Here is a 22,713-nt window from a genome sequence, read left to right as displayed (position 1 = left end):
AATGTTTTCACATTTATGAATAAATCCCATAAAACTCCCCCCATTAGCCTGAAATAACCGAACTAATATCATCGCACGCACCAACAATCCTCAATTAGTCCGAATTAGCCGAACTAAATCGCCCCAAACGACCCCCACCTGTGCAAAATGAACATTTAGTTCGGCAGAATCGGACTATTCATGCTTTTCCGCACGAAATCCCCGATTTAGTTCGGAAATATCGGACTACCGTCACTCTCAGCGTCTTGAAAAATATGACTCCTGACATAGTCAGAAGCCATATTTTTACAGCGTAAAGATCTGACTTTATTCAACTAAAATCTACTACGTTCTATTGAGGTAAAATAGCGGCAAATGGATCAGCCCCGTCGAGAAGAAATTCCACAGTGGTTGTCTGGCCGTTGTATACGTAACTCATCTTCGCAAGCTGATTCGTTTTAAGCAACGGAATCACAGCCCCTGCGTTAGCTGGGTTGATAATCCAGTTATTGGATTGCAATCTAACGGTAGATACGCCTTGAGGAACGGTAACAGAGTAGAAATAGTTGCTAATATCAACCGTGTTTCCTGCAGAAACACCGCCTATGATAATTTTGTGGAAACCGGTATTGATAATCTGCAATTCATAAGCACCTTGATTACCGAACACATTGAAAGTCGCAGTGTCTCCGTTGTGATAGGCCAGCGTCTGGTATACCCAGTCCGATTGTACAATAGAGAGTTTACTATCTCCGTTTATGCCTGTAACCGTGATCGTTTCGACAGGCACATTGAAAACATTAGCTTGATTTTCGTACAGTGTCACACCCGGGAACGTATACGACATGCCGCCTTTGCGAACACGCACCGTATACTTTCCTGTAGTCAGGCTGCCATTTTCAAAAGGAATAACAGCGCTGTTACTATAGGTGCCCGCGTTAGTCCATGAGGTCTTGTAGTACTCTACCATGACATTCTCAATGCCTGGGAAGTTGACCGCTAGGCTGGTTGAAATAGGCTTCTCAAATGGTACGGCCGCACCAACCGTTGCAAGTTCAGCACCGGTTCTCTTAATCGGTGTGGCGGTCGGGTATCCAAACAAAACTTCTTTATCCGTAAGCGTTGTGATCACAGACATGTTCGTTGGTGTTGTACTTAGGTTAGTTAACACGCCTATGGATGCTGGGAAAGGAGCAGCATTCAGCGGAGATGGTAATTCCACTGTTACCGTGCCTTGTGAACCCGAAGTTGACGATAATGCAACCGTATTGCCAAGGTCGGAACTTAAGTTTCTCAGTTTCCCTTTTGGCAATGCCACAAAGACGTTACCCCCCAGAGCTGCGCCAGAACCAGAACCTGCACCGATGTTGGAAGCTGAGGCTGCTTTAGCAATAGCTGTTACCTGCGTATTCTCGCCGTAGATCAGGATGTTTCCGCTTGCACCGTTTTCTCCGCCGCCGATGCCTGCGCCCATTGCAGTGGTCACGCCGCCGCCTGTGGCCGTAATCGTTCCGCCACTGATGATAATATTGCCGCCTGCGCCATTCTTACCTCCGCCGATGCCCGCACCCGAGGAACCGCCGTTCGCCGTAATCGTTCCGCCGGTGAACGTGATGTTGCCGCCCGTGCCGAGGGCGCCGGCACCGATGCCTGCGGCTCCATTAGCACCTGTGGCCGTAACCGTTCCACCGGTGATCGTGATGTTGCCGCTTGCGCCGCCGTTGCCACCCCCGATGCCAGCAGAGCTGCTGCCGCCTTTGGCAAGCGAAATCGTGCCGCCGGTGATCGTAATGTCGCCGCCTGCGCCGCCTCTGCCGCCGCCGATGCCTGCGGCATTCCCGCCGGCTGTCGCCGTAATCTTGCCGCCTGCGATTGTGATGGCACCGCCTGCGCTGCCTTTCCCTCCGCCAATACCGGCGCCTTCATTGGCACCAGTCACGGTAAGCGTTTGGCTTGCATCCGCTGCCTGTATGGTCAAGGCGCTGCCTACTGGCACGCCTATTCCCGCTCCATTGCCGACGGTAAGTGCAGTGTGTACGGTGGTGATGCCGTTGATGCCCACAAGCGTGAGCGTATTGCTTCCCGTCGCGAAGTACAGAGCTGCTTTAGCTTGCGCGTCAGCTGATTTCATTTTAAGATTGTTGATCGTCAACGCGTTATTGCCTTCGTTAATGATCGCCAAGCCCACAAACTCAACGTTAGGATTGCCTTTGATTGTAAGAGGCTTGTTCAAAGGCACGTTAATTGTCACGTTGCCAGTTGGTGAAGTCGTAAAGCTCGACAAGTCGAGCATACCGGCAAATTCCGGATTGTTTAGAACAGCATTGACGCCAGCTTGATCCCAAGAATGGGGTATCGCTGTGTTTAGCGTAGTCCATTTTGCGTAAAGAATTATGCTTTGTGTAATAACGCCAGTCGCAAAATCAAAAGCGTTTTGTAATTCTCCATCCGTATACCAACCTTCAAAAGCATATCCATTTCTAGTCGGATCTGCCGGTTTGGCAATCGTTGCTCCGCTGGTAAGTTCGGAAATCGCCGCAACAGCCGATCCGCCATTCGTATTAAACGCTACGGTGAAACTTTGGATGCTCGGCTTCCATTTGGCATAAAGAACGGTATCCGCTTCGACGGCTTTGCTGAAATCGAACTTGTTCGCATACGTTTCGTCGAACCAACCAACAAACGTATAATTCGCTCTCATCGGCGTCGGAGGTGTAACGGTTTCACCGAGCGACTCTCCGTTGGCATGAACGGTCACAGTTGCATCAGATGTAACGCCGTCATTGTATTTATAAGTAAGACTATAGTTCGTATCATAGTCACCTTCCGTTACATAAACGGAAATCGGCAGCGAAAGACCACCGTCTAACTTAACTAGAAAAGCTCCCTTGCCTTTTGCCGGTTGACCCGTTAATACATTGGCTTTTGTATTTGCAAGGTCAGCAAGACCTTTAGTTATGGTTGTTCCGAATTGCTCACCCAAGAAGTTTTTACCGATTTTCTTAGGGTAACCTGTTACAGTAAGTACCAAATCGACACCTTGTGTGATCGTACCTTGGGTATTTCCTTCTGCATTTGTCACCGTGAACCAATCATAATCACTGTTTTTCCGCAAATCATACTTAGTTCCAGTCGGAATACCGGCTGTTTTAATCATGACTTGCTGCGTCGTATTTCCTGTAACGTTAAGCTGATACTTACTGCCACTTGATCTTAAAGCTGTTGGTCTGGTCGGAACGATCACATCTTTGCCGCTTTCTATCGCACCGATATCAGGTGCTGCGCCAGCGTAGTCGGCTGCGGTTACAAAGTTATTAATCGTTGTGCCCTTATCAAAACCAAGGCTTCCGCTTGTTTGGCTCAAGTCACCTTCAGCTCTATTCGTGAAAGTTGCCTTTTTGCTTGAATCCGGATTGATTGCCGTTACAGGTGTTCCAATTTTTTCACCGGTTATCCCATTTGGCTCAACAATTGGCGGAGGTCCACCTGTCGTACTGAAAGCATTCGTGGTTACCCCAGATCCGTTAAACAAGTCGTAATCGTAACTAGCGCCAGGATAATTGTAAACGTGTTTAATCGTAATGATGACCTGGCCATTAGCCAAAGGACTATCCATCGATTCGATAATATTATTTCGATAATACGGTCTGTATATTTGACTGTCTTTGCGGGTAATATGACTAGCTGAGCTAAGAATTGTATTGTTGAACAGATAGTTAGCGCCTAACCCCATATTTGCTTCCTTCGCAGCTGCTCCGTGCTTCAGTGCGCCTTGAATCAAGCCCCATTCGTCACCCAAGTTTGTTAGGACATTTCTATACAAATAAATGGGACCAACATAATTCGTATCCAGACCTACGCCATTCGCGACCCCTTCTATTTTGTTGTTATAAAATCTTACGTTCATATCCGAGCCTTCTAATTCGACACTGTCGTCTTGGGTATATGCAAAATAATTTCCGTACACATCGGAATCTTTACCGACACCGCCGTCTACTTCACCATTTCCCCAAGTTTCAATGGCATCGTTAAAACGATGATCGTCGCTTCCGACAATGTCGTTGTATCGAATAACGACACCTTGCCCGCCCCTTGCGTACATGGCGCTGACACCTTGCGGATGCTTATCGTCCCATTCAGGGTACCACGCTCGACCGCCGCCGCCGTTCCATGCATTAGTTTTGGTTCTTGCATCATGAATATAGTTCTTTTCAATGACGAGATTGCTTGCGTCGCTTACAAAAATACCAGAGTCATTGTTAACAGGCGTTGCGTTGGCAGAGTAACTTTGCCCTGTACGCAAGTCAACAGCCAGGTTTGGATCCGCATTTGCCACTACCGTTTGCTTGGCTAAGTATTGTGTTGCTTCTCTTCCGAAATTTGAAATATCACTATTCACAATTCGGATGTGGTGACTTGAACTGAGAACCGATATTGCGCTTCTCTTGCCGCCACGAATGATTAAGTTCTCCAAAATCACATACTCGGACTGTGCGATCGATACCGCTTCCCAAAATTCGTCCGTTACTTCGATAACCGTACTTCCATCCCCAATGATTCGGATATATCCGTTTTCTGTACCTCTAAGCCCTTGAACCGACAGCGGTTTTCCTGGCTCATATATAGAAGCAATAGGTATATTTCTAGCAATTGGAACGTCTTCTTTCCATGTTCTGATTTGCTTGGTGTATGTTGAACCATCCTTAAGGACTTTAACTTGCACTTCATAATCCGTGTCTGGTTCAAGACCGACAATAGAGCCTCTGAACTGCTTGTTGACCGAATCCCATGCCAGTGCAAGTCCGTCTTCCCACGTTGCAACTCCTACTTTTCTGAATTTCACCTCATTAGCAGGGTCAGGAACAACCTGTATGGTGGTGACTGGCGATGTCGGAAGCTTATAGGCAATTGTATCTCCGGGAGTCGTATAACCGGCATAATTCAGATACAAACTTAAATTATTGAACGTGGTCCTTAAAAGTAAATCGTTACCTGTATTGGGTATGCCGGAACCACTTTGAGCAGAGCTTGTAGTAATGGTCGTTTTAAACTCCTTATCCGGCCTGCCGTCTGAGTAGTGAATTCTCACTCTAATGATGTCGTTGCTGCCGCCGCCGGACAAATAACTAAGGCCACCTTCAAAGGCTCCTGTTGCCGCATTATAACCAGGCTTAGGCGCAATTAACCAAGCGTTTCCGGTATTTCTCGGTTGGGCTATTACATAGTTTGCCGGATCCGCTGACTTCCGCCATACGGTTACTTCGGCATTCGGATCGTCGCTCGGAATACTATAATATCCGTCTCTCGATTTGCCCACGGCAGTTATATCAACACCTGGTACAGCTACCGGCAAAGCGGCATCAGCGGTAATATGACGGTTTTCATCATAGAGAACTTTTGCCGTATTGCTCGTTGCATCCCACGTGTAGGTTGCTTCAAACGCATACATAACAGTATCCAAGGGGATAAAACTTCTAATCCCTTCTTTGAACGGCATTTCCGTCGTAACCGTTGAGCCGTCTTTTAATGTAACTTCATTACTTCCGTATGTAACTGTCATTTCGTAGTAATCATTTTTTAAAGTGAAGGCTTTGCCATCGATAGACTCATAAAATACCGAATATATATAATGAGCTATTGCCTCGGCAGAAACCCAAATTTTTCCGTCGATAAACTTAGGCGATACATCCGATTTCATGTTTTTACCGTTCACCGTGATCTGGATAGGAGATGCCGGCTCTTGAATCTCGACAGGCTGATGTACATAGGCTGCAAATGCTGAATTAGGAAGAACAAGTGACATGATAACTGCAACAATAAGTAGAAATCTCATAATGGGTTTCCTTTTAATTGCCATGTTAATAAAATCCTCCTTTTTCATTTGTTGATTACAATTATGAATGAATCCGCCTTTCTTTTCTTGAATTGCACGATGTGTATCCATCCCTCCATGGAAGCGTTTTCTATGACACTATGATTATATCTCGGTCATTTATACACGTCAATGAAACGTTTTCACACTTATGAATTCAATAGTTGTCATAAGCCAGTTCCGATGTATGAAAGCTGCAGAAAATAGGGAAGTTTTTCGCGAGCTTAGCTATTTCCTCAGCGGGCACAGTTTCAAGTTCGGTTAATCGACGGACTCTCGTTATTTCCGCCATTTCCTGATAAGTGATAATCATATCAGCCTTCTTGAACAACTCCGGTCCCCATCTCACAGAAAAATCAATATGACGGCGTTCGTCAATCAAATCAAATTCACAGGTAATCGCAGACAATACATCGCCAAATTTCCAAAACGCTTCCGCTGACTTTCGCTTCTTCTTGAAGCCGCAGGCTTCACCTAATAGGGTTAAGTTGGAATACAATTCGGTAAAGTGTTCTTTGACATCCCGCTTGCCTGGACCCCCCAGCCACTGGAATTGGTCGACTGAATAGCCCATTTGCAGCAAACGGCGCATACCCATCTGACTATGACGAAATTCATCCCACATGTGACGGGCCAAGTCAAAGTAAAAAGGTAAAGGCATCCGATCCACATAATAATAAATGCAGGACAACGTCTCTCCAGCAAAAATCTCAGTCGCATAGATGTATATCATTTGTTTCACACTGTCATGCAGCACAGACATACTGGTATCCGTATACGATTTTTGCGGTTTTGGATTCGTATAACGTGGATATTTGTTTTCCAGCTTTGCCTTCTCCGGAAGCGGACCAGCTGGATCCTGCACCAGGTTAACTGGCCAGGTCACAGTGTTCACATCATCTACAAAAGCATTTGCTTGGAAGACGGCCCAGACCGTAAGGATATACCGTTCCCATTCCGCCAGCTTTCGCGACTCTTCTTCACTTCCACAATGGACAAACTGCAACTGCTCATGCAGCCAGCGCTGTGTGGCTTCCCGCTCAATGAAGATGATCTTGATCTGGTCCAGTGTAGGCGCATTTAAAATCGGATCCAGTTTGGCCACCAATGCATCATATTGGATATACAGATGTCTATGTATATATAAGTAACTGACCAGAAAAGTGTGTTCATCTGGCGCGCCAAACATTCTTTCGAATGCCTCCCGCGTGATATCGGGCATCCAATCCTTGTCATGCATACCGCCAGGCAGCTCCTCGATACGTTCATACAAGCACTTCACATTCCGATTGTGCACATAGCATAATCGACCAAGTTGAATCTTCTGCTCATATGCCGGAATCGCCGGTATCCACCCTCCAATTAATTTGGATAGCGCCAGCTCCTGCCAGAGTAAATGCTTCAGTTCGTTGCACGTATCCACAGGCCGCAAGAAACGATTTTTCAGAAAGCTGTGCTCCGTTTCCATATTCTGCTGCAAACCTTCAAAATCTTTTTCGTCTTTCATATCAGCATAATCCCTCCAGTGGCAATGACTTGTTTTACGAACTCTTCCATACCCAGAAAAATAGAGGCCATCCACAAGCCCACCCACGAGGGAGGGAACGAGGATACTCTATTTGCGAATAAATAGGCAAAATCGTCATCGAAAGGGAACGAGAGTATCCTATTTTTTCGAAAAACACTATAAATCGCGAAAATCAACCAATTAGCGCCTCTACGTTCCCTTTGGATAAGATTTCATCCGAATTCAGCCAAATAGCGCCTCTACGTTCCCTCTGCGCTCTGCGACTAGTCATGCAACTTAATATCGGCAATGGCAGGGGCAGCAGCTTACATTACGTGTACAAAAAATGCTGTCCTATAGTAAAAGAATCTACTATGGGGCAGCCTATTCATCCTAGTCTCCTACAGCTATTCCTGTTTCCATAATCCTTCTCGAAACGAGTGCCCATGTCGGAAATACTTGCCTCTGTTCTCCAACCGATGCAGCGCCTCCTTAACAGCGATATCGACGGCCGCGTCGATCGTCTCGTTGCCGAAAGCTGCGCTTGAATCCCTCGCATCCATCACACCTCCGACACCAATAAGCGGCTCCCCTTTCGGAGGAAGCAAGTCTAGTCTAACCGTCTCTGGATGAAGTGCCATCATGTGCGAAGTCTCCCACCCAGCTGCATGATCACCGGCACATTCGTACCGATCTTCCACCAGCATATAATCAACAAACGCCCAAGCCTGCATGCCGGTGCTGCTGCGACTATACAACCGCTTGTTGAACAGCATCGCAGCCGCTCTAGCATGATCGATTAGCGGATAATGTCCGGCAACTAACACGCCTACCCGAAAGCCAAGCGATTCCGCTTCCGCAAGAATATGCAGGAGAAGCTTCTCGTAATTGATCACTTGTTCCATGGCGGAAAAAGGCATTCGTTCCGGAAGAAAATTGTCAGGATTCAGCTGCATCATTTCTGCAATTTGCTGTCTGTCCGCCGCATTCGCCTCCATCAAGCCTTCAACCCGGCTTTCGCCGTAGTACAATGGCGGAAATACAAGTCCGCCTCCCTTTTGTGCACATCGAATGGCAATGCCTTCAGCTTGCAAGGAGTCGGCTCCAACTGGATTATGCAAGCCATGCCATTCCAGCGTGCCTATGGGTATGTAAACGACCGGACACGCCGTTCTTCTAGCAATAATCTGCTCAGGGCGAAGCATGTGGTATCTGACTTCTTCGCTCATGGTCCACCTCACTCTCCACTGGCCCAATAATTTTTCAATCGTTCAACCTCAATGCCAGCCAGCATCACAATGCCGATACCGTGTGTATCGTTGGTCTTCCATGGCAAATCATCCTTATAATAATCAGCGGTGAACGCATATTTGGATCCCGTGCACACCCCATGCACATTGCCGTACTGGTCGACCGCCCTGCTTGTTAGTCCTTTCCAAGCAAGCCCAATGGAAGCTTCAAATGCGGAACGGTTATCCTTCAAGATACCCAAACGCAAGCCTCGACAGAAGGCGTAAATGAACATGGCCGTGCAAGAGGTCTCTTCATAAGAATCGGGATGGGTTAGAACTTGATGCCACAAACCATTTTCCCCTTGCAGCGAAAGTAATCCCTCACAAAATTCTTGAAAAAATGCAACTAAATCTCCTCTGCGCGCGTGAGCCAACGGCAATACTTCCAATAGCTCTGACAGCGAAAATAGAGGCCAACCGTTCCCACGGCCCCATGGCACATAGGTGGCTGTATCAAATTTGAAATCATAAACATGCGACATAATTTTCAGCTCAGGCATGTATAAATACTTTTTGTAGGCCATAAATTGCTCAGCTGCATCATCCAGAACGGCCATATTCCCCGTGAGTAAATAATAGCGTTTCATGAACGGGGTGCTCATATACAAATCATCAGCCCAAAGTGTTTTTTCCATGTAATATCCAGGACTTTCCCGATAAAATGCCCCGTCCTCTCTACGTTCGTGACGGTTACAGATGAAGTCTGCTATCACTTCAGCTACTTGCAAATAGGTACTCTCCTGACATTCTGTATAAGCCTCTAGCATGGCAGATCCAAACGAACCGCAATCATCTAACATATCCAATTCAACTAACTGATGGTTTACCCAAGGGAAGCCGTACTGTTTGCGATCCCAACGCGCATAATCGTAAAGCTTGGTACACTCCGATATATGATTAGTCACATATCGTACAATGTCTTCACGCCCCAGCATTTTGCCTGCCTGCAGCAATCCATACAGCGTGACGCCAAGCGGATAGTTCCAACGCGCATGATTCGCGTTCTCCAAATAGGGACGAACCCACGCATCCGGTTGATCCAGCCGCCAGTAAAGGCCTCCGTTCTCTGGTTCCCAAACGGTATACATCGTTTGCAGTTCGGCAGCCGTATACTCCCTTTCACTTTGGAAAGGTCCTGCATACACCCAGCGCTCTTCTGTACCTTGGATGGGATGCGGAAGCTCAAACTCACATAATTGACCATCTTGATAGATGTCTACTTGAAAGCCCCAATCCTTCCCGCCGCTTTGTGAACGCACCAAGAGTTGATGCTGCCCATAGGCCAGATCGATGTCAAAATGGATAGGTTCTAATGCCTGAGCTTGGAAGACTTCGGTGCCGTTGATCCACACGGTTAGTGCTGCACTCTGGTTGGTTCCCCTGAAGGAATAGCGTTGCTTCCCTGGAGATTGGCAATTGAGACGCGTCCAACCATAAGCATATTGACCCGGTTCAACTTGATCTCTGAACATTCTCGTGAAAACAGGTTGCTTAATCTGCTCTGCTTCCCATTTCAGCGATGGTCGCCATTCAATGCCCGACTCCATTTCACTTTGCCCTAGTACAGGCAACGCATGCTCTTTAAAAACATCCGCATCTACGGGAAGCGAGTAGATCCATCCTGCTTGACCTTCTCGCTCCATGAATGGGGATAAGGCAGGAGGTGTAGTCCATTTACTGCGAATTGTCCCCAGGATACAGCCGAACCCGGATGGCGTTTTACGCATTTTAATTAAAATCGTTGTCCAACCCGAACTCAGCGGTATTTTCAAATGACGTTTGTTCGCGGGATTCAGCTCATCAAGCGTCTCTGTCTTATAGAGCAGTTGGCCATCTACATACACCGTTGCCGGTCCGTAGCAGCTTAGTGCTGACTCGATAACCCTATCCGTATCACTCCATATTTGGGTAAAGGCATAGCCAAACTGCCCGTTTTTCGCATCAGGAAACTTCTCACCCAAGTTGAGGTCATACCTGGCATCTGCCATTTGCTTAAATCCTTGCCGGCTATACAACCGCCAAGTAAATGAATTTGAAGGATGGGTCCCGATATAGTGGTTAGCAATATTTTCCAATATACGCGGGGTATTAGAGCCGCATCGCGCTTCTATACTTTGCTGCTTGTCAAAATGCCGTGTTGTCATCATTTGTGTTTGCTCCTCAATGAAATCGTGATTATGATTTCATTGTAGCCACATCCTATCATATTGTCTTTGCCCTGCATTGTGTTAAAATGTTGTTGTATTGTGATTTGTTTAGGGGAGGTCGTCCTACTGAGTCTCATTAAGGATTTTCAACTGAATACTGAACCGGTCCAAATGTCATTTCGCCGTCGAACGACTGCCGTCTGGGACATTTATCATGCTCACCAAGGCATGGAATTTATTTATGTGCATGAAGGGGAAGGCTCCGTCATTATTGATCCTTTTATGTACGAGATCAAACCAAACACATTAATATTTTTCCAACCTTATCAATTGCATCGGGTCAAAATAGATCTGAATACACAAACCGACAAATCCTACGAACGCTCGAAGTTTTTATTTGAACCTTCCCTTGTCGATAACATGCTGAGCACGTTGCCTAAATTGCAGAGCTTTTTCCGTTCCTTGTGGAAAGACACGCTTAGCAGCCAAGTCTTATACTTGCCTGAATTACCGCCGGAATGGGATGTTCAGATGAAGCAATTAGAATATGATTTACAGGTGATTCCCAAAGAAGAACACATGGAAGTGTTCACGATCTTCTTGATCGCTTTCCTACAGGGTCTGCGAGTGCATTGGCCAGATAAACAGGACCCCGCTTCTTCCGTCCTACGTCCCACTCATCATGTAGAACACATCATGAAATGGATTGACGACAACTATCAGCATCCCTTTAAACTGGAAGACCTAGCAGAATCTCTACACTTAAATAGCACTCATGTATCTCATCTCTTTCGCAAATTTACCGGCAGCAGTATTACGGAGTACTTAACGGCCAAACGATTAAGAGAGGCTAGTTGGCTGCTCAGAACCACATCGGAGCCCATTCATGATATCTCCACGGCTGTCGGGCTGAGTAATGTGTCTTACTTCTGTCAGTTATTCAAAACAAATATCGGAACCTCTCCGCACCAATATCGCAAAAACAGCGCACATTCCCTATAAGGGGAATGTGCGCTGTTTTTGCATTTTGTATAGGGCCGCGATTTTCCTATTCCCGATCTACACGGCTGAAAGTTCTCTTACGCGACTAATTTTAAGGGTGCAGTCTGCTGGAACACGAATATCGAGCTCTGCATGCTCAGGCGCTGTCACAACAAGCGAGGCAATCCGCCCATTCTCGGCCTTCCAAGCAACATCTATGCACCCGCCTTGCGGCAGCGGCACCGTTCCACTAGCCCAACTCAAATCGCCGATCAACGGTTCGATGATCACCTTTGCCCACCCCGGAGCGGCAGGGCGTACGCCTAGCACATAGGCACCCAGGAAATATCCCGGAGCCGCCGACCATGCATGGCAATGGCTGCGCGTCAAATCATTCTCGTTCGCACGATTGACTATCGTGTGTCCGTACATTTCCCAGCACGTCGTCGCCTCGTTATCGAGCATAAAGCCGAAGTTCTCACGCATGTCATCGATCATCCATTGCACGTTACCGGATTTCATCAACGTTTCGTAGTAGAAGAATGACATGAATGGACTTCCGATCGGCACGAATCCTTCTGGTGTGGCAGTCAAGTACTCACTCAATATCGCATTGCGCTCCCCTTCAGCAACACCGACGAGCAGTGCCATCACTTGCGTCTGCATGCTGAAGATGTTCGAGCGTCGACCTCCCGGATGAATACAATCGAGATAGGCGCCACGTTCCTCACTCCAGAGATGCTGATTGATCGCTGCTTTCATTCGGACAGCCAACTCGATACATGCCGTCCCCTGTTCAGGCAAGCCAGCGAACTTCGCGATGGCCGCCGTTTCTTCCAGCGCCTTCACCAACATCATATTTTGATGTGTGACGATACCATCATTAGGTTGATCTATTGGCGCCCAATCCAGTAGGTTCCAGCCCTTCATATCTAATAAATCATCGGCGTTTAGTCGCTCCAAATACGCTTCCAACGTTCGAAGCATCTTCGGCAGCATTTCCGCTGCAAAGACACGATTTCCTGTATGCTCCGCATACTCCCGACAAGCAACGATCCAAAAGAACGTCCAGTTTGGAATGACACTCGTCCATGCGCTAGGTACCTGGTCGCCATATAATGGTGTCTGGAACTCAGATCCCGGAACTAGACGCAGGCATCGCTCTACAATCGCTGTCCCTCCAAAGGTATAATAATTGACAAGCGCTTCGTTGCGACTGTCTCCTACCCAAAATGCCTGCTCGTAAGCCGGACAGTCGACAAACGTATCCTCCATGCAGAGCTTCGTCGTATGCTTAGAAATTTCCCAGATCTGATTGAGCTTATAGTCTGAACTTCGGAATACACCAATCTCGGGAGCCGGGTAGTTGCTTTGCACGACTCGGACATCACGGATCAGCACCGGCTTCTTCGCACCACGGACGGTGACAATCAGATAGCGGAACCCTCTGCGGATCGGTGATGCGTAACGTTGAGCGCCTTCCCGCGTCACATAGCGAAGCGTATTGTCCAAATGGAACGTATGCTGAACATACACATCTTTCCGATATTCAATGCCATACCAATCGACGGTAATTCCCGCTTCGGCTTCCAGTTCAAATTCAAGGAACCCGCTCCACTCCTTGCCAAAATCGAGCATGAACTCGGTGTCTCCAGATTCAAAGACAGGCACAACACCGGGGTCCGTGGAAGCGACAGCGATGCGTTGCAGACTGACTGGAACGGTAAATGCCTCCGATTCGCGCTTAGCGAACTGCGGCATGAAGGCATCTTCGCCATTAGCCAAGCTATGAGGAACAGGCTCAACCGGGTAACCCGTCGCACGCAGTTCTTCAATGCTCGCTAACGGAGCAATCCGTTCAGCAAAGCTAACTTTCTCAGCTTCCCACGAGGCGAACAACTCATCTTGGTCGAGATAATCGATACAGCTGTACGAGAATGATGGACCTATACGAACGAAGGGAGATATTGGCTCACACGCTTCTGCAACCTCTAGTGGCGATAACCACGCAATCCCTTTATCCGCATCAATACCAACTCGGTTACTATGACCATGCTCAGGGCCATACACCGTATATAGCAAAAGATGATCACCTGCCGGCAATTTGGCACGAATGTGCGTTAGCGGCGGCTCCACTTCCCATTCCTTTTCCGAATAAAGCTTCTCTCCAAGCCGAACCACACCTAGTCCACCCACGTGGAGCGTGACCTTCACGTCCGCTTCCTCGCGCAAGCGAAGTAACGTTCCGAAAGCGCCGCAAAAGCGGATATGATTGGCGTTCTCTTCTCCTGGAGCCTTCATCAGATGATAGGCGTCAATAAAAGCAGTAAGTTGATAGGGGACTACCCTATTCAATGAGAGCACACGCTTAGGCAGAACAGGCTCCTCCGTCAAGTAAGGAATGTCCCTCGGCACTAGCCGCACCCAAGGCGCCATGCCTGCTGGCCCGATGACCTCCGCCTGCTGCCAGTCGGAATCGAAATACTGAGCAGACGTCCAGTCTTCCGCCAGCTTCCTGCCATCGATGCGTTCCGAAAAAGCTAACTGGCAAGACATCCGGGAGATAGCCGGGTCCTGTCCAGCATGCACGGACGTCCGCCAGTCTGACCCCGTTTGGACAAGCGTCACTTCGTTGTCACCTACAATAGCATCAACCTGCGCAAGCAGCCCGCCTCGTTCTCTCAAATATTGAAAATTGGAGACACCGAAATGCATCACTTGTACCGCAATGGTATTGACTTCGCCACGACGAAGGAGATGCCCGACTTCATGGGCGTCATAGAAAATATCCGTCGGGAAATAACGCACTGGCCCCCTTCCGACTCTCTTTCCATTGACGTAAGCTTCATAGCGGGAATCCGCTGTAATCCATAAGATCGCCTTCGCCAGCGTTCCCAAATCCTGCGGACAGATGAACGAGGTTCTGAACCAGCGCCATTCATTGCGCGGACTTTCCTCGGACCCTCCCCAGATCCAGCTGGCTTTCCATGGCGTGCTTTTTTCGATGATAGACATGATCCTATACCTCCTTGACATAAATAACTCCGTTTTCTCATCTTATATCATTTTAAATGTAAAATTGGGGGGTATTTATGACATATCTATAGGGTATGTACGACACACGACGAAAAGCTTTTTGAAAATAAATCCCTTTTAAATGCCACATTTTCCAGCAGCCGCGGCAATCCATATTTCGTTTCCTCCAAAAAACAAAAGAAAAAAAAACCTTGCGCTAGCAAGGCTTTTCCAAAAATGACACTATGATGATCCACTAACTAGGTATTATCTTACGTTTGACGTGCTGCCTGTAATGACCGGTTTTTATTTAATCCCAGCGTCCTCGTTGTTGAAGTATGTATTTCTTGGATCAACTCTGGGTTTTTCATTAATGACACGCCGTAAGATGGAATCATTTCTTTTATTTTCGGTTCCCACGCTTTGATATGTTGAGGGAAACATTTTTTTACTAACTCAAGCATGACGGAAACGGCAGTAGAAGCACCTGGAGAAGCTCCGAGCAAAGCAGCTAATGAGCCGTCAGCAGCGCTAATAACTTCCGTACCAAATTGAAGGGTTCCTTTGCCGGCAGCCGTGTCCTTGATAACTTGTACACGTTGACCCGCTACGACGAGATCCCAATCCTCGCTTTTGGCATTTGGTATAAACTCGCGTAACTCTTCCATGCGCTTTTCTTTCGATAACATGACTTGCTCGATCAGGTATTTAGTCAATGACATGTTCTTGGCACCTGCCGACAACATGGTCACGAGATTGTTCGGTTTAACGGATGTTACCAAATCGAACATGGAACCGGTTTTTAGAAACTTTGGTGAGAATCCGGCAAACGGTCCGAATAGCAATGACTTTTTGTTATCGATAAATCTGGTGTCCAGATGCGGAACTGACATTGGCGGTGCGCCAAGCTTAGCTTTACCGTATACTTTGGCATGATGCTGCGCGATAACATCCGGATTTTTACATACCATAAATATGCCGCTCACAGGGAAGCCGCCAATATTTCTTCCTTCAGGAATGCCGGATTTTTGCAGCAAATGCAGACTTCCGCCTCCGCCTCCGATAAAGACGAATTTGGCTGTATGGCGTTCAACCATGCCTCTGTCGTTCCGTATCTTCAATTCCCAGGCACCGTCGTAAGTACGTTTGATATTATCAACACTATGTCTGTATTTAATATCGACATTTTTAGTCTTTAAGTGGTCGAACAAGATGCGCGTTAAAGCACCAAAGTTGACATCCGTGCCTGTGTCGATTTTGGTTGCGGCGATAGAGTCATTCGATGGACGCCCTTCAATAATAAGCGGAATCCATTCCATCAACTTGCGAGGGTCATCGGAAAATTCCATCCCTTGAAACAGTGGATTCGCTGACATCGCTTCAAAACGTTTCTTTAAAAAAGATACATTCTTCTCCCCCTGTACCATACTCATATGAGGCAATGGCATGATAAAGTCTTGCGGGTTACTGATAAGCTTGCTATCTACAAGATAAGACCAAAATTGCATAGAATCCTGAAACTGTTCATTAATTTGGATAGCTTTGCTAATATCTACAGATCCATCTGGTTTCTCGACAGTGTAGTTAAGCTCGCACAGTGCCGCGTGTCCTGTTCCTGCATTATTCCACTCGTTAGAGCTTTCCTCTCCTGCAGTTTCGAGCTTCTCAAACACTGTAATTTCCCAATCCGGTACTAATTCTTTCAGAAGTGTCCCTAATGTCGCACTCATGATTCCTGCACCAATTAAGATGACGTCTGTTTTAGTTTCTCTGTTGCTCATTATTACCATCCTTATACCCTAAAATTTGCAGAAAGGATGTAGGCGCCACTCCTTAGGCGCTACAGCAAGCCAGGGCGCGACCTAGTCATACACCTTTCTGGATCAATGATAAAACACTCGATTAAAATATTTATTTACTATTATATGATAGTTATAAGCTATACGACAAGAACTGCGGCGAAGAAGTCTTACCGGATAGTCCTTTTGGCGTAGAAATCACTCGCGGGAATGAGATCATGTTCTTGTCAGAATCCCCTTATCCTATGTGTAAATAAACAATTTAATATAAGGATATTATTATGGCGAGGAGTACAGGAGGGCTTGCGGTGGTGAAAAATGCTCTATACAGGCAAGAAACACCCCCAATTATTAGCAATAAGAGTATTCCCCATTTCGATTAAAATAATAGCTAGTTCCTACGCGAATGCGACTATAATAACAAATGCTTGTCCCGGTCGATTGAATGAACGTCATAATTTGGTCGATCTTCGATCTGTATTCTTTGATCAATTCGCATAAAAGGAATACCTTGCCTCCTACCTTCCTGCACAAATTCCTGCAAAGCTTCCAACATGTACCTAGGCGCATGCAGATTCGCACCTATGGTCTGTCCACTATCATGCAGCACGATGATGTCGTTGCTCAGTAACCTTGCGAACAATTTTCTCTTAATCCTTTCTTTTCCCCCGCGGCTGCTCCAATCCCTAACCATCAATGACCACAATATGAATCGAAATTGCTTCATAAGTAACAAATCAAAAACATTTATAATCCCCCATGGTGGACGGTAATGGATAGGTTTGAAGCCCAAGATTTTCTCGATGACCGTTACGGTATCATGTAATTGCTTTCTTACCTTCTTAGGGGTCAGTAAGGCATTGGTCCAATGAACGTAATTATGAATTCCGATCAAATGCCCCTCTTCATGCATTCTTAGGATTAGCTCAGGGTATCTCTCAGCCTTCGAGCCAAGTACAAAGAAGGTTGCTTGAATTCGGTGTGCTCGTAAAATATCCAAGAGTCGCGGTGTGTACATTGGATCAGGCCCATCATCAAACGTCAGTGCGATCCCGAGTGGCCTCTTCCCTTTGCGAAAAGCGCCATATCCCCCTAATCGAACAACGAGCGTTGGTATAATTGTATAAACGAGCAGTCCGATTAGAAGCGACCACAACAAGTAAGATCCATAATGACTATCACACAAACGTATTCTCATCTGAGGCCCTCCACTTCTAAATCGACAATGATATGGATGGCTTCGTTGTTCTAAGCATAATATCACGTACGATGTGAGCAGCCGCTTCACTTCGTCGCATGCCTTCCATGCGTTTTCTAATTTCTTCATATAAGTTTGGATGTTGAAAGAAATATTGCATGTTCGCCATAAGTTCTTCCAGATTATTGGAAATGGAAGCAACGCCGCGACCTGAGAGGTACAAAGCATTCTCCTTTTCCTGCCCGGCATGCGGCTTATAAATGAAAATCGGCAGTTGAAGGGCTATGGCCTCTGTTAAGGTGAGTCCACCTGCTTTTGTTAGGATACAAGTCGCCTGAGACATCCATTCGTGTATGTTATTCACATATCCCAATATGGTTATGTTCTTGTTCACTGCGAACAGTTCACGAAGTCGATGATGCAATTTCTCATTCTGACCACAGATAACAGCCAAACGAGTATAAGAAAAAGCAACTAACGCGCTAAGCATGTCCTCCATATAACTGTTAACGCCGCTGTCAGTTGCCATAATGAGAATAAGCCTTTCTTTGGTAACTCTAGCCATTGTGTTCTCAATCGCGAATTCTTGACGTATTGGAATGCCGCTGACCTCGACGTGATCTTTGTTAACTCCTTTGAAGACAATTTGCTGCTTTAATTCTTCTGTAGCCACATAATATTTATCGACATGCGAATGGAGCCAACTTGCATGCAGCGCATAATCCGTCATTACGGTGAAATTCTGAATCCCCATGGAACGACATACTTCCGGAGATGCTCCGAAAGGAAACGTATTCACAACCACATCCGGTTGCTCGATCTGAATGAGCTCTTTTAATTTCCTCTGGCCTAGATAGGTCATCGATTTCTGAAAGAGCGCAGTCTGCTTCGTTTCACGGGTTAAATAATAGCACCAGCCGTAATAATCGAGCCCGAAACGCGAACTTCTCACACTGGTGTTAAGCAACGCAGTCGTAATTAAATTAATGAATGGGTGCCCTTCTTTCATGAGGTTAACGATTTTCACATGCTCTATCCCTTGCTCTAGGAATTGCTGATACAAGGCTTTAGAGGCTTGTAGATGTCCATTCCCGTAGCTGGCCGTAAGAATTAATACACGAGGATTCACGTTCATGCAAGTTGAAACCACCTTTCATCTCCGACTTCTCAGGGGGGACACCACCTATTTCGTCGATGTTTCGTGTGTGACTTTTTGACTCCAAACTCTAGCTTCCATCCCTTCATACAGATGAATGATCGCTTTTAGCCACTTCAACGCCCATGTTGAGTGCTTGAATAATTGACGAACAGCAACCGCGGCAACGATGCCGATCACAGCACCAGCTAGTACATCTAATGGATAGTGAACGCCGGTCCAAACACGCGAGAACGCGATACAGACGGCTAAGAGCAGCCACACCACGCCTTCTTTTCGACGAAATAGCCAAATAGAGGTCGCGATAACAAAAGCCCCGATCGCATGATCGCTTGGAAATGAGGCATTAGCTGGGTGGGCAATTAATTGGAGTACGGCATGCGTCACGAACGGGCGATCGCGGTAGAAGACATGTCCGATTAACCCACTGCAGGTTAAGGCTATTGCGGCAGATAAGAGTGATTCTGCAACCATTTGCCGCTTGATTGCGTGTCTAGTAAACCAATACACAACAACACCGAGGTAAAACACATATTCGGCATAGGAAGCAAACATACGCATGACAGGATTAAGTGCAGGAAGTGTATGTCCAAGCTCATTAATCCTTTGAAACCATTGATAATCCAAATCTGAGGTACTCATCATCATCATCATCATCCTTTTTCGTTACTGAAAGCCCTATTCAGGAAGGCAATACAGTTACTTTACTTGATGAAAATGAGAGGGCGATGAGAATTCTAAGCATCCACTATTTGGTGCAGGGGGAATGTTAGTTGCACACGCGTCCCTTCACTTTCCACACTAGATATGGTTAGGCTTCCTTGGTAGTTGAGAACAAGCTGTTTGGCTATCGCGAGCCCAAGTCCAGTGCCCGCAATCTCGTGATTTCTCGCTTTATCTACCCGATAGAAGCGATCAAATACAAAAGGTAAATCAGCTTCAGGAATGCCGACACCATGATCTTGAACAACGATATGCACTTCATTTTTCTGACGGATCCCCTCAATGACAATCCGTTTGGTCATGCCCGAATATTTAACTGCATTATCCAGAATAATCATCAGCATTTGCTCCATATGCAACGGATTCATGAGCAGCATGACGTCTGTAATGGTTCCTGTGTTCTCTACAAATTCGAACTCAGAATTAAGGACTTCAAAGCGTTTTAACGACTCATGAATGATTGGCTCTACAAGGATTGGAGAATAGTTATCACTCAACAAATTGGCCTCTACTTTCGTTAAAGTTAGAAGTTCCTGAACCAGCCGTTTCAAACGCCTGACTTCTTGAAGCGAGGCTTCTAAGGATTCGTCGAGAACCGCAGGGTCTGATTTCCCCCACCTATTTAATAAAGACAAATGGCCTTCCACAATCGTGATCGGTGTCCTCAGTTCGTGAGAAGCATCTTCTACAAACTGCTTTTGCTGAAGAAATGAAAATTCAAGTTGACTCATTAACTCGTTAAAAAGCTTTGCTAAGCTAGACAACTCATCCCCATTTTGAATATCCGTAACACGTTCCGACAGACCTTTCTCTTTCACGCTGCGAATCGTTGATGCCAATGCGCGGATAGGCCGCATAAATTGCCTCGATATGGCTAAACCACTGATTCCGCTTATGAAAACAGCTAAGATCCCCCCAATCAACATCACCCATAATAAGGTCTCACTGAAATGATCGAAGGTTTCAAGATTACTCGCGAGCTCTATGGTTCCAACGAATTTACCAGCGACTAACGGACTCCGATAGATGAGAATATGATCCGCTTTGTGCGTTGTATCGTAAAGCTCAGGAACAATCACTGACTTCGGAGTCACCCATCCCATACCAAAATGATTGGAAACGGTTAAAAGCGGCTTGCCCTCCTTGTCGAGAATACGAACAAATTGGTTTCTACCGGTAAGTTTCTCGATATAGGATTGACTATCCGCAATTTGCATGTCGCTTGTTGCAGCTAATTTATCCTGGAAGTAGTCTTGGAGTTGTACCATATTGACTTGGATTTGATCTTCCTCTTGCTTCATCATCCACTGCTTGAGTACTAAATATTGGGCAAAATTATAGGAGGCAAATAACAGAAAGATCAGCACAGCAGCTCCCAGCATGAGTTTCCATTTTATTGGAAGATTTTGAATGAATCTCGTTAAATGCCTTCTCATCTCATCACATATCCTATTCCCCGTACGGTCTGAATACAGCTATTCTCACCCGAATGATCTAATTTGTTGCGCAAATATCTGACATAAACATCGACCACATTCGTTTCCACGAGTGAATCAAATCCCCAGACTTGATCCAACAGCATATCTCGTGTTAGGACAAGATGGTGATTTTTCATAAACATCACTAATAAATCGAACTCCCTTTTTGTCAGTTCCACGAGCTGTTTATCTTTGTAGACTAACCTAGCGTCCAGATCCACCGTTATATGTTGAAAAGCAAGCTGTGCATGCTGTGCATTTCCTTCCAGCTCCAAACGACGAAAAACAGCCCTAATACGCGCTAAGAGCTCCTCAATGGCAAACGGCTTCGGAATATAATCATCTGCCCCGCTATCTAATCCGGATACACGATCCACAACGCTATCTCTTGCTGTAAGCATTAGTATGGGAGTCTTTTTGGCCGCGCGAATGCGTCGACAGACCTCAATTCCGTGTATTTCGGGCAGCATGATATCCAGGAGGATCAGGTCCCAATCTTCCTGAAGGGCTAGTTCTAGACCGCTTTTCCCGTCATAAGCTGCTTTCACTGCAAACGCTTCGTGTTCGAGCTCCAATTGAATAAAACGAACAAGATTTTTTTCATCTTCTATAAGCAATATGCGCTTCATCGGCGGCATCTCCCCACATGAGCAATATGAACTTGGAATGGCTATACTATATCAGTATGATTTGTATTTTATTGAATTGGAGCAATCTTGAGTTATGAATTCTAAATTAAAGGTCAGCATTTTTCTAATTTTGAGCATTGTAACGTTAATCATTTTTAGCGCGGTGGCTTTCATGCTAAAGGGGCAATGGATCGCAGCCTTTGACAGAAGTATGATCGCTCTTATTCAAGGGATGGAAATCACGTGGTTAACTTCCGTGATGAAGTTGTTCACATTCATTGGATCAACGCCAATTGTTATTGTTATTTTTCTTGGCAGCATTTTTATACTTTATAAATTCCTGCATCACCGTAAAGAAGTCATTCTATTTGGCATACTGCTTATTGGCACCGTAGGTTTGAATCAGCTTCTTAAAATCATCTTTCAGAGAGAGCGCCCCTCCCTTCACAGGTTGATTCAAGAGACGGGATACAGTTTTCCAAGTGGTCATTCCATGGCGGCCTTTGCCTTATACGCTTCACTTGCGTTTCTAGTTTGGAGACATCTTCCTACAAAACGTAGTAGGACTATTCTCATTTGTGCCTGCATCTTGATGATTCTTCTAATTGGTGTAAGTCGGATTTATCTCGGTGTCCATTATCCGAGTGATGTTGTCGGTGCCTATTTGGCCAGCGGGTTTTGGTTCAGTTTCAACGTTTGGCTCTTCCAATGGTATATGGAAAATCATTCAAACAGGGCTGTTTCTTCCAGACACTGAACTTTGCAGCCTTGCTCATTACTATACAGATTGTTCATGAGATTATCATGAGAAAACAGAATCCAGCAACAGCCAAAAATGAAGTCGAAACGCAGTCATAAAAACACTATAAAACGCCGAAGGACAGTTGGCATCTGTCCTTTGGCGTTTCTTTGTTGAGTCAATGATTTTATGCTTATG

The 22,713-nt window shown here is 46.1% G+C and carries 13 protein-coding genes; 2 read left to right on the top strand and 11 right to left on the bottom strand.

What is annotated here, in order from left to right; translation table 11 throughout:
* Positions 1–331: 331 nt before the first annotated feature.
* From AC58QO_RS27395 to AC58QO_RS27380, 4 genes are all read right to left on the bottom strand, one after another.
* Positions 332–5,836 carry an InlB B-repeat-containing protein gene (locus tag AC58QO_RS27395; protein WP_497271152.1) on the bottom strand — a complete coding sequence of 1,835 codons (5,505 nt, stop codon included), beginning with the start codon at positions 5,834–5,836 and terminating at the stop codon, positions 332–334.
* Between the two features lie 172 nt (positions 5,837–6,008).
* Positions 6,009–7,358, bottom strand: coding sequence for a hypothetical protein (locus AC58QO_RS27390; RefSeq protein WP_497271150.1), 1,350 nt, complete (start codon positions 7,356–7,358; stop codon positions 6,009–6,011).
* Between the two features lie 407 nt (positions 7,359–7,765).
* Positions 7,766–8,587 (bottom strand): creatininase family protein, encoded by an 822-nt coding sequence (locus AC58QO_RS27385; RefSeq protein ID WP_497271148.1) that lies wholly within the window; start codon positions 8,585–8,587, stop codon positions 7,766–7,768.
* Between the two features lie 8 nt (positions 8,588–8,595).
* On the bottom strand, positions 8,596–10,797 hold the full coding sequence (locus AC58QO_RS27380; RefSeq protein ID WP_497271146.1) for a glycoside hydrolase family 88/105 protein: 2,202 nt from the start codon (positions 10,795–10,797) through the stop codon (positions 8,596–8,598).
* Between the two features lie 99 nt (positions 10,798–10,896).
* On the opposite strand from AC58QO_RS27380, the gene AC58QO_RS27375 reads away from it, so the two are divergent.
* Positions 10,897–11,799 carry an AraC family transcriptional regulator gene (locus AC58QO_RS27375; RefSeq protein ID WP_497271144.1) on the top strand — a complete coding sequence of 301 codons (903 nt, stop codon included), beginning with the start codon at positions 10,897–10,899 and terminating at the stop codon, positions 11,797–11,799.
* 57 nt (positions 11,800–11,856) lie between these two features.
* Here the strand turns inward: AC58QO_RS27375 and AC58QO_RS27370 are convergent, their stop codons facing one another.
* The 7 genes from AC58QO_RS27370 to AC58QO_RS27340 all read right to left on the bottom strand — a co-directional run bounded on the left by AC58QO_RS27370 (position 11,857) and on the right by AC58QO_RS27340 (position 21,776).
* Positions 11,857–14,793 carry a family 78 glycoside hydrolase catalytic domain gene (locus tag AC58QO_RS27370; protein ID WP_497271142.1) on the bottom strand — a complete coding sequence of 979 codons (2,937 nt, stop codon included), beginning with the start codon at positions 14,791–14,793 and terminating at the stop codon, positions 11,857–11,859.
* A 272-nt stretch (positions 14,794–15,065) separates the two neighbouring features.
* Positions 15,066–16,574 carry a malate:quinone oxidoreductase gene (locus AC58QO_RS27365; protein ID WP_497271140.1) on the bottom strand — a complete coding sequence of 503 codons (1,509 nt, stop codon included), beginning with the start codon at positions 16,572–16,574 and terminating at the stop codon, positions 15,066–15,068.
* Positions 16,575–17,004: 430 nt separating this feature from the next.
* A complete protein-coding gene (locus tag AC58QO_RS27360; protein ID WP_497271139.1) occupies positions 17,005–17,790 on the bottom strand; it encodes a polysaccharide deacetylase family protein in 786 nt (261 codons plus the stop codon).
* Positions 17,791–17,806: 16 nt separating this feature from the next.
* Complete coding sequence (locus AC58QO_RS27355; RefSeq protein WP_497271137.1) at positions 17,807–18,925, bottom strand: MGDG synthase family glycosyltransferase; 1,119 nt, start codon at positions 18,923–18,925, stop codon at positions 17,807–17,809.
* A 48-nt stretch (positions 18,926–18,973) separates the two neighbouring features.
* Positions 18,974–19,591: an undecaprenyl-diphosphatase gene (locus tag AC58QO_RS27350; protein WP_497271135.1), complete on the bottom strand. Its 618-nt coding sequence runs from the start codon at positions 19,589–19,591 to the stop codon at positions 18,974–18,976.
* Between the two features lie 92 nt (positions 19,592–19,683).
* Positions 19,684–21,105: a HAMP domain-containing sensor histidine kinase gene (locus AC58QO_RS27345; RefSeq protein ID WP_497271133.1), complete on the bottom strand. Its 1,422-nt coding sequence runs from the start codon at positions 21,103–21,105 to the stop codon at positions 19,684–19,686.
* A complete protein-coding gene (locus tag AC58QO_RS27340; RefSeq protein WP_497271131.1) occupies positions 21,102–21,776 on the bottom strand; it encodes a response regulator transcription factor in 675 nt (224 codons plus the stop codon). The genes AC58QO_RS27345 and AC58QO_RS27340 overlap by 4 nt, the downstream gene beginning before the upstream one ends.
* A 94-nt stretch (positions 21,777–21,870) precedes the next feature.
* Between AC58QO_RS27340 and AC58QO_RS27335 the strand changes: the two genes are divergently transcribed.
* Entirely contained in the window at positions 21,871–22,533 is a 663-nt protein-coding gene (locus tag AC58QO_RS27335; RefSeq protein WP_497271129.1) for a phosphatase PAP2 family protein, read from the top strand.
* Positions 22,534–22,713 lie beyond the last annotated feature (180 nt).

The sequence above is a fragment of the Paenibacillus sp. J31R30 genome (genome assembly GCF_059692115.1).
The sequence above is the reverse complement of the archived record's forward strand: the minus strand, read 5'-3'. Positions and strand labels throughout refer to the sequence as shown.